Source organism: Rathayibacter sp. PhB186 (assembly GCF_003751825.1).
Classification (GTDB): domain Bacteria; phylum Actinomycetota; class Actinomycetes; order Actinomycetales; family Microbacteriaceae; genus Rathayibacter; species Rathayibacter festucae.
On sequence record NZ_RJKO01000001.1, the window covers coordinates 495,156 to 509,088 of the forward strand.

Here is a 13,933-nt window from a genome sequence, read left to right on the forward strand (position 1 = left end):
GGAGGGAGGCGGGCCTCATCGCGCCGTCTGCTGCGCCAGGAACGCGAGGGTCCGCTCCAGCGCCTCGCGCGCCTCCGGCAGCTCGAGGTGGAACTGGTACTCGTGGCCGAGCTCGCTCTCGTGCCCGTCGCCCCAGAGCAGCGCCGTGACCGGGACGCCGAGCGAGCGCAGCTGCGCCGCGAACGGGCGCGACTGCTGCGCGGTGAGCGGGTCGGCGTTGCCGCCGCTGAGGAACGTCGGCGGGAACCGCGGCGTGACGTGCTCGATCGTCGACATCCACCGGGCGGCGTCGGAGGTCCACCAGGCCCGTCGGCCGGTGTACGCCCAGAGGGCGGCGCGCAGCCCGCGGCCGGCGAGACCGGTGGCGCGGGCGAGGGCGGCGAGGTCGAAGACTCCGCAGTGCAGGATCACCGCCCGCACGGCGTCGACGGGCAGGGTCGTCGTGAGCCCGGCCGCGCGGGCGTAGGAGGGGTTCGTGATCGCGGTGGCGAGCTGACTCGCGAGCTGCGCGCCCGCGGAGTCGCCGGCCAGGACGAGGCGGTCCCGGGCGATCCCGAGGCGGCCGGCGCTGCGGCGCAGGTGCTCGAGTGCGGCGAGGAGCTGCCGCGGCGCGGTCGGGTGCACCGCCTCGGGCCCGCGGCTGTAGTCGAGCGAGACGACGGTGTAGCCGGCCTCGGCGAGCAGACGCAGGTAGGGGTCCACGTCGCGCCGGTGGCCGGAGACCCAGCCGCCGCCGTGGATCCAGACCACGGTCGGGCGCGAGCCGGCGCCCGCGGAGCGGAGGACGTCGGCCGTCGTGGCCGGAGCGTCCGGACGCGCCGGGATCGGCTCGGCGACCCGCTGGATCCCCTCCGGAGCGAACGGCAGCATCGCCGCGGCCGTCCGCCGCGCCTCGCGCTCGAAGACCGCGCGGACCGCCAGGGCAGCCGGCCAGGACGCGGCCCGGATCGGCGTCGCACGCACGGTGCCCCCTCCTCGCGTCGATCGCCCGGCCCCCACCGGCGACGCATCACGAAGGGTACGCACCGCATGTTTCCGCCGTGCGACGGCGCAGGTGGCAGGCTGAGCGGGTGACGGACGAGACGAGCGCGCAGGCCGCCCCGGAGACGGCGGCGAGCGCACCGGCGACCCGCCCGAAGGCCCTCCGCGCGAGGGCGATGCTCGTGCTGGCGCTGATCGGCGCGATCGGCGGGGTGCTCTCGGGCGCGTTCGGCGTCGGCGGCGGCATCGTGATGGTGCCGATGCTGATCGCCTGGGCCGGGATGGACCAGCGCCGAGCGTCCGCGACCTCGCTGCTCGCGATCGCGCCGACCGCGGTGGCCGGTGCCTTCGGCTACGCGCTGGGCGGTCAGGTCGCCTGGGTCCCCGCCGCGGTGATCGCCGCGGCCGCGATGATCGGCGCGATCCTCGGCTCCTGGCTGCTCGCGAGGCTTCCGCTCAGCGTGCTCCGCTGGCTGTTCGTCGCCCTGCTGGTCGCGGCGGCCGTGCGGATGGCGGTGTTCGGCTCGAACGAGACCGGCGACGTCGCGGAGGGCTGGGGCGTCTGGCCCGGCTTCGGCGGGCTGGGCCTGGCGATGGGAGTGGCCTCGGGGCTCTTCGGGATCGGCGGCGGCGCGATCGCCGTGCCCGTTCTCGTCGGCGCCTTCGGCCTCGCCGATCTGCTCGCCAAGGGCACCTCGCTCGCCGCGATGATCCCGACGGCGATCAGCGGCTCGATCGCGAACGCGCGCCGCGGACTGCTCGACGTCCGGGCCGGGCTCGTGGTCGGGCTCTGCGCGACGGGGTTCTCCTTCGCCGGCGTCGCGCTGTCGTTCCTCCTGCCCGCGCGGATCTCGGGCGTGCTGTTCGCCGCGCTGCTGCTCCTCGCGGCGCTGCAGCTCGCACTGAAGGGGCGGCGGAAGCGGTCCTGATCCGGGACCCGCACCGGTCGCCTCTTGACATCGCGCCGTTGTAAGTGTTTGATCAGTCACATGCCGACCACGACCCCCCGCTCCACCGCAGAGGCCCAGCGCGAGCGGATCACTGCGGCCGCCGTGCACGTCTTCGCCCGCACCGGCTACTCCGCGACCCCGATCACCGAGGTCGCGTCGGAGGCGGGGGTCTCGCCCGCCTACGTCTTCCGGCTCTTCCCCGGCAAGCTCGGCGTCTTCGTCGCCGCGGTCGACCGCTGCTACGAGCTGGTGGCGTCGACGCTCGCCGCGGCGGGGGAGGCCTCGGTCTCGTCGGACCCGGCCGACCGGCTGGAGGCGATGACCCTCGCCTACATCGACCTGATCGCCGACCGCGACCTGATCATGCTGCAGTCGCAGGCGCAGAGCGCGAGCGGGGTGCCCGAGATCCGCGAGGCGGTGCGCCGCGGCATCTCGACGGTCGTCCGCACGGTGAGCGTCGTCTCCGGCGCCGACGGCCCGGCCGTGCAGCGCTTCGTCGCCTACGGCCAGCTCTGCCACCTGATCGTGCAGACCGACCTCGGCGGTGTCGACTCCGAGTGGGCGCGCATCGTCTCCGCGGGCATCCGGCACCACGACTGAGCGTCGGCGAGCCGCCACCTGCTGGTCGACGCGTGTTGGTCGACCCATGCTGGTCGAGTAGCCCCGCAGGGGCGTATCGAGACCCACCGTCCCCAGCAGGGCGGACCTGCAGACTCGGCCTCTGGCGCTGGTGGATCTCGATACGCCCGCGGCGCGGGCTACTCGATCAGCATGGGGGCCCGACACCGCATGACCGACTTCTCCATCTCCATAGAAGTGACTGTCCAGTCACTCACACCCACCCCCCACCCCCAAGGAGCCCCCCATGACCACCGCCCTCCCGCTCACCACCACCCGCGTCGTCCTCCCCGGGCTCGTCGAGCCGTCCGGACTGCTCCTCGAGCAGGCTCCGGTCGAGTCGCCCGCGGCCGGCGAGCTGCTCGTCGCCGTCGAGGCCACCGGCATCTCCTTCGCCGAGCAGTCCATGCGCCGCGGCCGCTACTTCGCCCAGCCGCCCTTCCCCTTCACGCCCGGCTATGACCTCGTCGGCCGGGTGCTCGCCGTCGGGCCCGGCGGCGACGCGTCCCTCGAGGGCCGCCGAGTCGCCGCCCTGACCAAGACCGGCGGCTGGACCGGCCACGCCCGGGTCGCCGCGCGCGACTGCGTCCTCGTCCCCGAGGGCGTCGCGCCCGAGGACGCCGAGGCCGTGGTGGTGAACGGAGTGACGGCCTGGCAGATGCTGCACCGCTCGGCCCGGCTCTCCCGCGGCGACACGATCCTCCTGTTCGGAGCGAACGGCGGCGTCGGCGGCCTCGTGCACCGGCTGGCCTCGCTCGAGGGCATCCGGGTGATCGGCGCCGCCTCGCCGCGGCACCACGACGCCCTCCGCGCGGCGGGCGTCGAGCCGGTCGACTACGCCGACCCGGAGCTCGCCGCCCGCGTCCGCGAGCTCGCACCGGGCGGCGTGAACGCCGTCTTCGACAACATCGGCGGGGAGACCACCCGCCTGGCCTGGTCGCTGCTCGCCCCCGGCGGCACCCTCGTCGCCTATGCGATCGTCAGCGCGAGCACCGGCAGCATCTGGCCGCCGTTCCTGAAGCAGCTCGCCCGGGTGCAGGCGTACCAGCTGGCGCCGAACGGGAAGCGCGCCGTCTTCTACGACCTCTGGTCCGGGCACTCGCTCCGGCCCGCCCGGTTCCGCGCGCGGCTCGAGGAGGACCTGGGCCGCGTGCTCGCGCTGCTCGCGGACGGCTCGCTCACCGCCAACATCGCGGCGCGCTTCCCGCTCACGGAGATCGTGGCGGCGATGGAGCTCGCCGAGTCGCGGACGCTCGACGGCAAGGTGATCCTGCTGCCCTGATCGCCGCGGCCGGGGAGCGGGTCCTCGAGAGCGTGGAAAAATGGGAGGCGATGTCCTCCCGAACCGCATGAGCGCCGCCACCTACCTGACCGCCTCGATCCCCCTGCGCCTCGCGAGCGCGGGGATGGTCGTCGCCCTGCCCGTCCTCGCCGTCGAGCGCCTCGACGACGTCGCGCTCGGCGGGCTGCTGACCGGCGCCGCCCTGTTCCCGAGCGTGATCGCCGCTCCGCTCGTCGGCACCGTGCTCGACCGGGTGCGCGCGCCGCGGCGGCTGCTGGTCGGCGCGGCGCTCGCCACCGCCGCCTCGTTCGCGCTCGCGTCCTTCCTCGGCGACGTGCCGACAGTGCTGATCGCGCTGCTCCTGGTGATCGCGGGACTCGCCACTCCGGTCTACATGGGCGGGATGTCGAGCTTCGTGACCAGCGCGATCGCCGACCCGCGCCGGGCCTACGCCCAGGACTCGCTGTCCTACACCGTCGCCTCGATCGGCGGCCCCGCGATCGCCGGGCTGGTGATCGCCGTCGCGTCGGCTCGCTTCGCGATGCTCGCGATGGCCGCCCTCGCGCTCGTCGGCGTCCTCGGCTCGCTCGCCCTGCGGATGGAGGCGCGGCCCACCCCCACCGTCGGCGTCCGGCGCACCATCGCGGCCGGTGTCACCCACCTCGTGCGGCACCGGCCGATCGCGATCGTCACCCTCTCCGGGACGATCAGCCAGATCGGCGGCGGCGCGGCCGGCGTCGCGGCGATCGGCCTGTCGCTCGAGCGGGTGGGCAGCACCGCGGCGGCGGCCGGGCTGCTCACCGCGTTCGCCGTCGGCGGGCTGCTCGGCGCGATCGCGGTCGCCGTGCGGCGCTGGACGCACCGCCCGCCGGCCTGGGTGATGGGCGCGGGCTTCGCGGCGACCGGCGTCGCCCTGCTCGCCGCCGCGCCCGACTTCGGGATCGTCGTGGCCCTCGTCGCGTTCGCCGTCGCCGGAGTCTTCACCGCGCCCGCGAACGCCGCGATGCTCCTGCTGCGCGATCAGGAGAGCCCGGCCGCCGTCCGCTCCCAGGTCTTCACCATCGGCGCGGGCCTGCGCGCCGCCGCCGCCGCGGTCGGCGCCGCCCTGGCCGGAGCCGCGTCCTCTCTCGACGCCGGCTGGCTCATCCTCGGCATCGCCGCCGTCTGGATAGCCTCGGGCCTGCTCCTGACCCTCTTCCCCCGCCCCGCGGCCACGCGCGAGAGCTGATCCCCGCCGCGAGATGCCACTTATGAGCGCGACACGCCGTGAAAAGCGTGCACAAGTGGCATCTCGCGGGGTGGGTCAGAGGGTCAGGCGGCGGCGCCCGAGAGGGTGCCGGTGCTGGGGCCCGCGGGGTCGGTGATCAGGCAGTTGATGACGCGGTCGCCGCCGTCCCAGCTCTCCTGGGTCGGGTAGTAGTAGCTGAAGTCGTACTGCGACTCCTCGTAGCTGAGGCCGACGAAGCCCTCGAACGCGGCCTGGCACTCGGAGTCGGCCTGCTCGGTGGTCGCCGTCTCGCCGGGGTACTCGTCCGCGTCGGCCATCGTGATGTTCTGGAAGACCTCGTAGCTGTGCGCGTCGGAGCACGGCACGGTCGGGACGTCGGTGACCTCGGTCGCGGTCTCGCTCAGCTCGTCGTTCAGGCAGTCGCCGACGCGGAGCTGGAAGACGTCGGTCGTGCCGCCGTCGACGATCTCGCCGGAGGTGTCGTCGCGGGTCTCGCCGCCCATCATGCTGTTGATCCCCGAGCAGCCGGTGAGGCCGAGGGCGAGGGCCGCGGCGGCGGCGAGGACGAGGGCGGAACGGCGGCGGTTCATCGGAGGCTCCAGACGGCGGTGACGGGGTCGGCTCCAGGGTAGGGGCGGCGGGGCCCGCCGGGGCACCCCCCTGTGCGGTGCGGCCCGCTACTCCGATCGTCGCCGCCCGGCAAGGCCCCGCGAGGGGCAGGCGAAGTCCAGCCGGGTGGAGTCGAATGGGGGCATGGCTCAGAAGACCGTCGCAGACCAGCTCATCGCCCAGCTCATCGACGCCGGGGTCGCCCGGATCTACGGGATCGTCGGGGACTCGCTCAATCCGATCGTCGACGCGGTGCGCCGCAGCGGCGGCTCGGCGAAGGGCGGGATCGACTGGATCCACGTCCGCAACGAGGAGGCCGCCGCTTTCGCGGCCGGCGCGGAGGCGCAGATCACCGGGAAGCTGGCGGTCTGCGCCGGGAGCTGCGGCCCCGGCAACCTGCACCTGATCAACGGCCTGTACGACGCGCACCGCTCGGGTGCGCCCGTGCTCGCCATCGCGAGCCACATCCCGAGCGGCGAGATCGGCTCCGGCTACTTCCAGGAGACGCACCCCGACCGCCTCTTCGTCGAGTGCTCGCACTACCGCGAGCTGGTCTCCACCGCGGCGCAGGCCCCGCGGGTCGTCAACGCGGCGATGCGCAGTGCCGTCGCCCTCCGCGGCGTGGCCGTGGTCACCCTCCCGGGCGACGTCGCCGAGTTCGACGCGGAGGGCGACTTCCCGTCCTTCGTGCTGCCGGAGCGGCCGGCCCTGGTGCCCGCCGCGGCCGACGTCCGCGCGCTCGCGCAGGCGATCGACGAGGCGAAGACGGTCGCGATCTTCGCCGGCGCGGGCGTGCGGGGCGCGCACGATGAGGTCGTCGCGTTCGCCGAGCTCGTCGGAGCACCGATCGGGCACAGCCTGCGCGGCAAGGAGTGGATCCAGTACGACAACCCCTACGACGTCGGCATGACCGGGCTGCTCGGCTACGGCGCCGCCCACGCGGGCATGCACGACGCCGACCTCCTGATCCTCCTCGGCACCGACTTCCCCTACGAGCAGTTCCTGCCGGACGCGTCGAAGGTCGTCATCGCGCAGGTCGACAGCGACGCCTCCAAGCTCGGCCGCCGGGTGAGCGTCGCGCATCCCGTGCACGGCGACGTCGCGGCGACCCTCGACGCGCTGACGCCGCTGGTGAAGCGCAAGGACCACCGCTTCCTCGACAAGCTCCTGAAGAAGCACGAGAAGCTCGTCACGGGAGTGGTCGGCAAGTACACCGAGGTCGCCACCAAGCAGCCGATCCACCCCGAGCTGGTCGCCTCGACGCTGGACGCACTGCTCGCCGACGACGCGATCGTGACCGCCGACACCGGCATGGGCAACGTCTGGCAGGCGCGCTACGTCACGCCGAACGGACGCCGTCGACTGCTCGGCTCGTACTCGCACGGCTCGATGGCGAACGCGCTGCCGCAGGCCGTGGGCGCCCAGCTCGCGCAGCCCGGCCGCCAAGTCGTCTCGCTGAGCGGCGACGGCGGGCTCTCGATGCTGATGGGCGAGCTGGTGACGGTCGCGGCCTACAAGCTACCGGTGACCATCGTCGTCTTTAACAACTCGACGCTCGGGCTGGTGAAGGTGGAGATGCTCGTCGACGGCTTCCCGGACTTCGCGGTGGACGTGCCGATGGTCGACTACGCGCAGGTCGCGACGGCGGTCGGCATCCGCGGGATCCGGGTCGAGGACCCGCGCGAGGTGGAGTCCGCGCTGCGCGAGGCGCTCGCCGACCCGGGGCCCGTGCTCGTGGACGTGGTCACCGATCCGCTCGCGCTGTCGCTGCCGCCGACGGTCACCGGTGCCCAGGTGAAGGGCTTCGCGCTGGCGATGTCGAAGATGGTGATGAACGGCGGCGCGGGCGAGGCGATCGCGCTGGCCCGCTCCAACGTGAAGCACGCGCTGCCGTGATCGACGCTCCCGCGATCGACCGCGCTGCGCTGGCGACCGGCACCTGGTTCGTGCGCGGCTCGAGCCTGCCGCTCTGGCGGGGGCGCGAGGGGGTGGCGATCACCTACGCGCCCCTGCCCGGCGGCGAGGTCGGCGACGTGGTCAGCTGGCGCGGCCGCCGCTCGACGCGCTACGTGGTCGGGATCGACGCCCCCGATCCGGCGGATCCCGACGGCTTCCGCTGGCGGGGTGTCGAGCCGCTGACGCTGCTGGCCCGCAGCCGCTGGTCGTTCGTCGCCGCCGACGAGGAGGCCGGCTGGGCGCTGACCCGCTTCGCCCGCACGCCGTTCACCCCGGCGGGCGTCGACGTGTACGTCCGCGAGGCGCGCCCGGCCGCCGGTGTCCTGGCCGCCGCCCTCGCGGCCTGCGCCGCGGACCCGCGCACGGCGCCCCTGCGCCCCCGGATGTTCGAGGTCGCGCCCTGACGGCTCAGGCCTGGACGACGGTGGATCTCGATACGCCCGCTGCGCGGGCTACTCGATCAGCATGAACGGGGCTGCACGGCCCGGCGGATCGGCATGCAGGGGCCGTCGCTGCATGCTGGTCGAGTAGCCCCGGAGGGGCGTATCGAGACCCACCCGCAGACGGCTCAGGCTCGGACGGTGGTGGATCTCGATACGCCCGCTGCGCGGGCTACTCGATCAGCATGGATGGCGCCGGACGGACGCTTCATGCTGGTCGAGTAGCCCCGGAGGGGCGTATCGAGACCGACGCGCTCAGAGGCTCTCGCCCACCGCGATCGACTGCGCCTCGACGGCGGCGCTCTCCGCCCCGTGCGCGTCCGCGCGCGCCAGCGTCCGCCGCCCGAGGAACACGATCAGCGAGGCGATCAGCACCGCGCCCGCCGCCGCGTACATCGGGAAGGCCGGCGAGATCGCCGCGGCCAGCGCCGAGGCGGCCGGCGGGGCGATCGCGCCGCCGAGGAAGCGGACGCCCGAGTAGGAGGACGAGGCGACGGAGCGCGGCAGGTCGGTCGCCTCCATCACGCACTCGGTCAGCACGGTGTTGACGACGCCCAGCAGCAGGCCGCCGACGATGATGCAGACGATCAGGCCGACCCGCGAGGAGATCAGCAGGCCGCCGGCGACGAGGTCGAGCGCGAGCAGCACCAGCACCGAGCGGAGCACGACGGTGCGCGGCAGCCGCGCGGTCAGCAGCGGAGCGACGAAGACCGAGGTGATCGCGACGCCGAGGCCCCAGCCGAAGAAGGTGAAGCCGAGCCCCATCTCGTCGAGTCCGAGCGGGTACGGCGTGTAGGCCAGAAGCACGAAGAAGCCGATGTTGTAGAACAGTGCGGCACCGGCGAGGGTGCGGATCGCGGGCACGGCCAGCGCCTTGAACGGCGCGGAGAGCGGCGTCGGGGTCGGCCGCGGGCCGTCCTCGCGCAGCAGGGTCGCGATGGCGATGAAGCCGACGGCCATCAGCACGGCCGTGCCGAAGAACGGTCCGCGCCAGGAGACAGACCCGAGCAGGCCGCCGAGCAGTGGGCCGATCGCGATGCCGACGCCGAGCGCGGCCTCGTAGAGCACGATCGCCGCGGAGGAGCCTCCGCTGGCCGCGCCGACGATCGTCGAGAGCGCGGTCGAGATGAAGAGCGCGTTGCCGAAGCCCCAGCCGGCGCGGAAGCCGATGACGCCCTCGACGCTGCCGGCCGTGCCGGCGAGCGCGGCGAAGACGACGATCAGCACCAGGCCGATCATCAGCGTCTTCTTCGCGCCGATGCGGCTGGAGAGCCAGCTGGTGAAGAACATCACGACGCCGGTGATCACGAGGTAGCTGGTGAACAGCAGCGAGGTCTCGGTCGGCGTCGCCTCGAGGCTCTCGGCGATGGCCGGGAGGATCGGGTCGACGAGGCCGATGCCCATGAAGGCGATGACGGCGGCGAAGGCGACGGCCCAGACGGCGAGCGGCTGCCGGAGGATCGAGCCGCCCGCGGCGGGGGAGTGGGGAGTGGACACGGAGGGGCCTTTCGGGGGAGGGGTCGTGCGGGGAAGGGGAGTCAGTTGGCGGGGCTGCCGGCGACGCGCAGGACACGCTCCTCGACGAGGGCCGCGGCGCGCTCGAGGGCGCGGCGGTCGTCGTCGTCGAGGTCGTCGAACAGCGGGGCGAGGGCGGTGTCGAGGCGGAGGCGGTGCTCGGTGAGCGCCGCGGCTCCCGCCTTTGTGCCCTCGATCAGCCAGGCGCGACCGTCGCTCTCGTCGTGCACGCGGCGGATCCAGCCGGCCTCGTCGAGGCGCGCGATGATGCCGGTCATCGTCGGCTGGGTGACCCGGACGCGCTCGGCGAGCTCGCCGAGGCGGATCGGGGAGGCGGTGCGCAGCTCGGCGAGCGTCGACCAGACGGCACCGGACTGCGCGCCGAGCCCGGTGGCGCCGCTGGAGCGGCCGGCGTACCGCGCGAGCGCGGTGGCGGCGGAGGCGAGGCGGACAGGGGCGGAGGGTTCGAGCACGTGCTTAAACATAGCACGCCTATGTATCGCGGGAAACACCGATCCGTCACGTCCCGCACTGCCCTTCTCCACCGTTGCTGTGCCAGAATTGTTCGCAATCCCTCGTCGAAAGCGGGGATCACCGACGGAAAGAGTTGTCATGCACAGCGTGGTGGAGTCCAGCGCGACCGCCCTCGAATCCGATCTCGACTGCGACGTGGTCGTGATCGGCGCCGGCGCCACCGGCCTGACCGCCGCCCTCCGGTTGCAGGAGCAGGGCCGCCGCGTCGTCGTCCTCGAGGCGCGCGAGCGCGTCGGCGGCCGCCTCGAGACCCGCGTGGTCGACGGCCAGATGTTCGAGCTCGGCGGCCAGTGGGTCTCGCCGGATCAGACCGCCCTGCTCGAGACGCTCGACGAGCTGGGCCTGGACACCTACTCCCGCTACCGCGAGGGCGAGAGTGTCTACATCGGCGCCGACGGCGGAGCCCGGCGCTTCACCGGCGACATCTTCCCCGGCGGCGCGGACACCGAGGCCGAGATCGAGCGCCTGATCGGGATCCTCGACGGCCTCGTCGCCGAGACCGACCCGTCCGCGCCGTGGTCGCACCCGCGGGCGCACGACTACGACCGGATCAGCTTCAGCGCCTGGCTGGAGGCGCAGAGCGACGACGCCGAGGCCCGCGCGAACATCGCGCTCTTCATCGCCGACGCCATGCTCACCAAGCCCGCGCACTCCTTCTCGCTGCTGCAGGCGCTGCTGATGGCGGCGAGTGCGGGCAGCTTCGGCAACCTCGTCGACGCCGACTTCATCCTCGACAAGCGCGTCCTCGGCGGCCTGCAGCAGGTCCCGGAGCGGCTCGCCGAGCGCGTGGGCGCCGAGCGCGTGCTGCTCGGCCGGCCGGTCCGCTCCGTCGAGTACGGCGACGACGGCGTGACCGTCCGCGCCGACGGCGTCACCGTGCGGGCCCGCCGCGCGATCGTCGCCGTGCCGCCGAACCTCGTCAACCGGATCACCTTCGACCCGCCGCTGCCCCGGCTCCGCCAGCAGGCGCTCCAGCACCAGTCCCTCGGCCTCGTGATCAAGGTCCACGCGACCTACGCGACCCCGTTCTGGCGCGCCGACGGCCTCTCCGGCACCGCGTTCAGCCCGCACGCCCTCGTGCACGAGGCCTACGACAACTCCAACGCGGGGGAGGAGCGCGGCACCCTCGTCGGCTTCGTCTCGGATGAGAAGGCCGACCGCGTGCTCGCGCTGCCCGAGGCCGAGCGGAAGGCCGCGATCCTCGACTCGCTCGCCGCCTACTACGGCCCGGCCGCGCTCGACCCCGTCGTCTACTACGAGAGCGACTGGGCGGCGGAGGAGTGGACGCAGGGCGCGTACGCCGCGAGCTTCGACCTCGGCGGACTGACCCGCTACGGCGCGCTGCAGCTCGAGCCGGTGGGCCCGCTCCGCTTCGGTTCGAGCGACCTCGCGGCCGAGGGCTACCAGCACGTCGACGGCGCGATCCGCGTCGGCCGGCGCCTGGCGCAGGAGATCCTCGACGAGGACTCCGCTGACGCCGAGACACAGCACGACACCGCCGACGCGACCGCGCCGGCCCGCGACCGTGAAGGAGCACTCCCCGCATGAGCAGCAGCAGCTACGCCGTCATCGACCCGGCCTCGGGCGAGACGCTGAGCGAGTACCCCGGCATCACCGACGCCGAGCTCGCCGACGCGATCGCCTCGGCCCACGACGCGTACTCCACCTGGTCGCGCACCGTGCCCGTCGCCACCCGCGCCGCGCTGATCGCCCGCGTCGCGGACCTGCACGTCGAGCGCGCCGACGCCCTCGCCGAGATCATCGTCCGCGAGATGGGCAAGCCGCTCGACCAGGCGCAGGGCGAGGTCGGCTTCGCGGCCGACATCTACCGCTACTACGCGGAGAACGGCGAGGAGTTCCTGAAGGACGAGCCGATCGCGCTGGCCGACGGCACCGGCTCGGCGTTCGTCCGCCGCTCGGGCCTGGGCGTGCTGCTGGGCATCATGCCCTGGAACTTCCCCTACTACCAGGTCGCCCGCTTCGCCGGCCCGAACGTGGTGAACGGCAACACGATCCTGCTCAAGCACGCGCCGCAGTGCCCGGAGTCGGCCGCCGCGATCGCCGACATCTTCCGCACGGCCGCCGAGGAGCTCGGCGCCCCCGCCGGCGTCTACGTCAACCTCTACGCGAGCAACGACCAGGCGGCGACCGTCATCGCCGACCCGCGGGTGCAGGGCGTCTCCGTCACCGGCTCCGAGCGCGCGGGAGCGGCCGTCGCCGAGATCGCCGGCCGCAACCTCAAGAAGGTCGTGCTCGAGCTGGGCGGCTCCGACCCGTTCGTGCTGCTCTCCACCGACGACCTCGACAAGGCCGTCGAGGACGCGGTCGCCGCCCGCCTCGACAACAACGGCCAGTCCTGCAACGCCGCCAAGCGCTTCATCGTCATCGACGCGCTCTACGACACGTTCGCGGAGAAGTTCACCGCGGCCTTCACCGCCGCCCGCCCCGCGGATCCCTTCGCCGAGGGGACCCTGCTCGGCCCGCTCTCCTCCGCCGCCGCGACCGAGCGCCTCGAGCAGCAACTCGCCGTCGCCCGCGAGCAGGGCGCGACCGTGCGCGCCAGCGGCGAGGTCACCGGCAACTTCTTCCCGCCGGCCGTCCTCGAGGACGTCACCCCCGAGATGAACGCCTACCGCGAGGAGTTCTTCGGCCCCGTCGCCGCGCTCTACCGCGTGCACGACGAGGACGAGGCGATCGCGCTCGCCAACGACACCCCGTACGGCCTGGGCTCCTACCTCTACACGACCGACTCGGAGCAGGCCCTCCGCCTGGCCGACCGCATCGACGCCGGCATGGTCTGGATCAACCTCGTTCTGGGCGACGCGGCCGAGCTCCCCTTCGGCGGCGTCAAGCGCTCGGGCACCGGCCGAGAGATGGGCCGCAGCGCCCTCGAGGAGTTCGTCAACAAGAAGCTGATCCGCATCGCCTAGGTCTCAGTCGCCCGGCGGGGCCGTGCCAGCGCGACGGCGACGTTGCGCTCCACGGTCTCTTTCAGAAGCGTCGCCTGATCGTCGTCGAGAGTCGTCCACGCGGTGTCGTTCCTCGCCGCGACGCCGCGCGCCATCTCTTCCACGAGAGTGACGACCTCCTCCTCGTCGATCCCCGTGCTCCTCGCGAGCTTCCGCCAGTGGTTCTGCGTCACCGCCTGCGGGAATCGCGCGCCGGCGATGCGCATCGCCAGCTCCTGATCGAACGCCGGGAACAGGCCGGTCGGAACCGTGTCGTAGATCGGGGCCAGGAGGACGGTGTCGGGGCGGAGAAGGACGGAGTAGTTCTTGGCGTGCGCGTCAGCGTTGCCGATGAGGATGTTGAAGGCCAGCTGCCGGAGGAAGGCGCGCACCACCCCGCCGGTCGCGTCGACCGACCGGAGCTTCTCCACGATCTGCGCGGCCGTCACGGAGTACTTCCGTGCAACGTCGATGCCCAGCGCCTGAGCGAGATCCTCGGCATGAATCCGTCGCGCGAAGACGCTCTCATCGTCGAGAATCCGGTCGAAGCGCTCCACGACGAAGGCCGTCTGATCCTTCGTGTGCAGGACAGCCGCCCGGGGAGCATGGAGGCCGACGTCCGCAGCCAGCGTCAGCGCGGCCGCTTCCGCCGCCTCGAGACCGAGGTGCTCCGGGCGCGCGGGCTTGACGATATGGGTCGACGGCACGGCGGCGTTCGACCAGTACCAGTTCCGGTCCACTCGAGCCAGGGCGAACTTCCCCTGCGTTCCCGCCAGGGAGAAGCGCGCGGGAGTCTGTCTCGGCACCCAGGCGTCCGGATCGAGCTTGATGCTGTTGATGCGATCGGCCACGTCCCGATCGAGAGCGGGATT

The 13,933-nt window shown here is 73.2% G+C and carries 13 protein-coding genes; 8 read left to right on the forward strand and 5 right to left on the reverse strand.

Going from position 1 to position 13,933, the window contains the following annotated elements; all coding sequences use genetic code 11:
• Window positions 1-15 precede the first annotated feature (15 nt).
• A complete protein-coding gene (locus EDF45_RS02250; RefSeq protein WP_123701600.1) occupies window positions 16-963 on the reverse strand; it encodes an alpha/beta hydrolase in 948 nt (315 codons plus the stop codon).
• A gap of 107 nt (window positions 964-1,070) precedes the next feature.
• On the opposite strand from EDF45_RS02250, the gene EDF45_RS02255 reads away from it, so the two are divergent.
• The 4 genes from EDF45_RS02255 (at window position 1,071) to EDF45_RS21140 (ending at window position 5,059) form a co-directional block, all read left to right on the forward strand.
• A complete protein-coding gene (locus EDF45_RS02255; RefSeq protein ID WP_123734819.1) occupies window positions 1,071-1,910 on the forward strand; it encodes a sulfite exporter TauE/SafE family protein in 840 nt (279 codons plus the stop codon).
• A gap of 60 nt (window positions 1,911-1,970) precedes the next feature.
• The gene (locus tag EDF45_RS02260) at window positions 1,971-2,531 is read left to right on the forward strand and encodes a TetR/AcrR family transcriptional regulator (RefSeq protein WP_123734820.1); all 561 of its coding nucleotides are present in this window, start codon (window positions 1,971-1,973) and stop codon (window positions 2,529-2,531) included.
• A gap of 265 nt (window positions 2,532-2,796) precedes the next feature.
• A complete protein-coding gene (locus EDF45_RS02265; protein ID WP_123734821.1) occupies window positions 2,797-3,831 on the forward strand; it encodes a medium chain dehydrogenase/reductase family protein in 1,035 nt (344 codons plus the stop codon).
• A 40-nt stretch (window positions 3,832-3,871) separates the two neighbouring features.
• Window positions 3,872-5,059 carry an MFS transporter gene (locus EDF45_RS21140; protein ID WP_185020066.1) on the forward strand — a complete coding sequence of 396 codons (1,188 nt, stop codon included), beginning with the start codon at window positions 3,872-3,874 and terminating at the stop codon, window positions 5,057-5,059.
• Between the two features lie 83 nt (window positions 5,060-5,142).
• Here EDF45_RS21140 and EDF45_RS02275 read toward each other — a convergent pair whose 3' ends face one another.
• Window positions 5,143-5,649: a septum formation family protein gene (locus EDF45_RS02275; RefSeq protein WP_123444786.1), complete on the reverse strand. Its 507-nt coding sequence runs from the start codon at window positions 5,647-5,649 to the stop codon at window positions 5,143-5,145.
• A gap of 163 nt (window positions 5,650-5,812) precedes the next feature.
• On the opposite strand from EDF45_RS02275, the gene EDF45_RS02280 reads away from it, so the two are divergent.
• Both EDF45_RS02280 and EDF45_RS02285 read left to right on the forward strand, forming a co-directional pair.
• Window positions 5,813-7,564, forward strand: coding sequence for a pyruvate dehydrogenase (locus EDF45_RS02280; protein WP_123734822.1), 1,752 nt, complete (start codon window positions 5,813-5,815; stop codon window positions 7,562-7,564).
• A complete protein-coding gene (locus EDF45_RS02285) occupies window positions 7,561-8,028 on the forward strand; it encodes a hypothetical protein (RefSeq protein ID WP_123734823.1) in 468 nt (155 codons plus the stop codon). The genes EDF45_RS02280 and EDF45_RS02285 overlap by 4 nt, the downstream gene beginning before the upstream one ends.
• Window positions 8,029-8,319: 291 nt before the next feature.
• On the opposite strand, the gene EDF45_RS02290 is transcribed toward EDF45_RS02285, so the two are convergent.
• Both EDF45_RS02290 and EDF45_RS02295 read right to left on the reverse strand, forming a co-directional pair.
• Window positions 8,320-9,561: an MFS transporter gene (locus EDF45_RS02290; RefSeq protein ID WP_123444789.1), complete on the reverse strand. Its 1,242-nt coding sequence runs from the start codon at window positions 9,559-9,561 to the stop codon at window positions 8,320-8,322.
• 41 nt (window positions 9,562-9,602) lie between these two features.
• Complete coding sequence (locus tag EDF45_RS02295; protein WP_123734824.1) at window positions 9,603-10,064, reverse strand: MarR family transcriptional regulator; 462 nt, start codon at window positions 10,062-10,064, stop codon at window positions 9,603-9,605.
• Between the two features lie 127 nt (window positions 10,065-10,191).
• Between EDF45_RS02295 and EDF45_RS02300 the strand changes: the two genes are divergently transcribed.
• Entirely contained in the window at window positions 10,192-11,661 is a 1,470-nt protein-coding gene (locus EDF45_RS02300) for an NAD(P)/FAD-dependent oxidoreductase (RefSeq protein WP_123734825.1), read from the forward strand.
• The gene (locus tag EDF45_RS02305) at window positions 11,658-13,043 is read left to right on the forward strand and encodes an NAD-dependent succinate-semialdehyde dehydrogenase (protein ID WP_123734826.1); all 1,386 of its coding nucleotides are present in this window, start codon (window positions 11,658-11,660) and stop codon (window positions 13,041-13,043) included. The genes EDF45_RS02300 and EDF45_RS02305 overlap by 4 nt, the downstream gene beginning before the upstream one ends.
• On the opposite strand, the gene EDF45_RS02310 is transcribed toward EDF45_RS02305, so the two are convergent.
• Window positions 13,040-13,912 carry a HipA domain-containing protein gene (locus tag EDF45_RS02310; protein WP_260311739.1) on the reverse strand — a complete coding sequence of 291 codons (873 nt, stop codon included), beginning with the start codon at window positions 13,910-13,912 and terminating at the stop codon, window positions 13,040-13,042. The genes EDF45_RS02305 and EDF45_RS02310 overlap by 4 nt on opposite strands.
• Window positions 13,913-13,933: the final 21 nt, after the last annotated feature.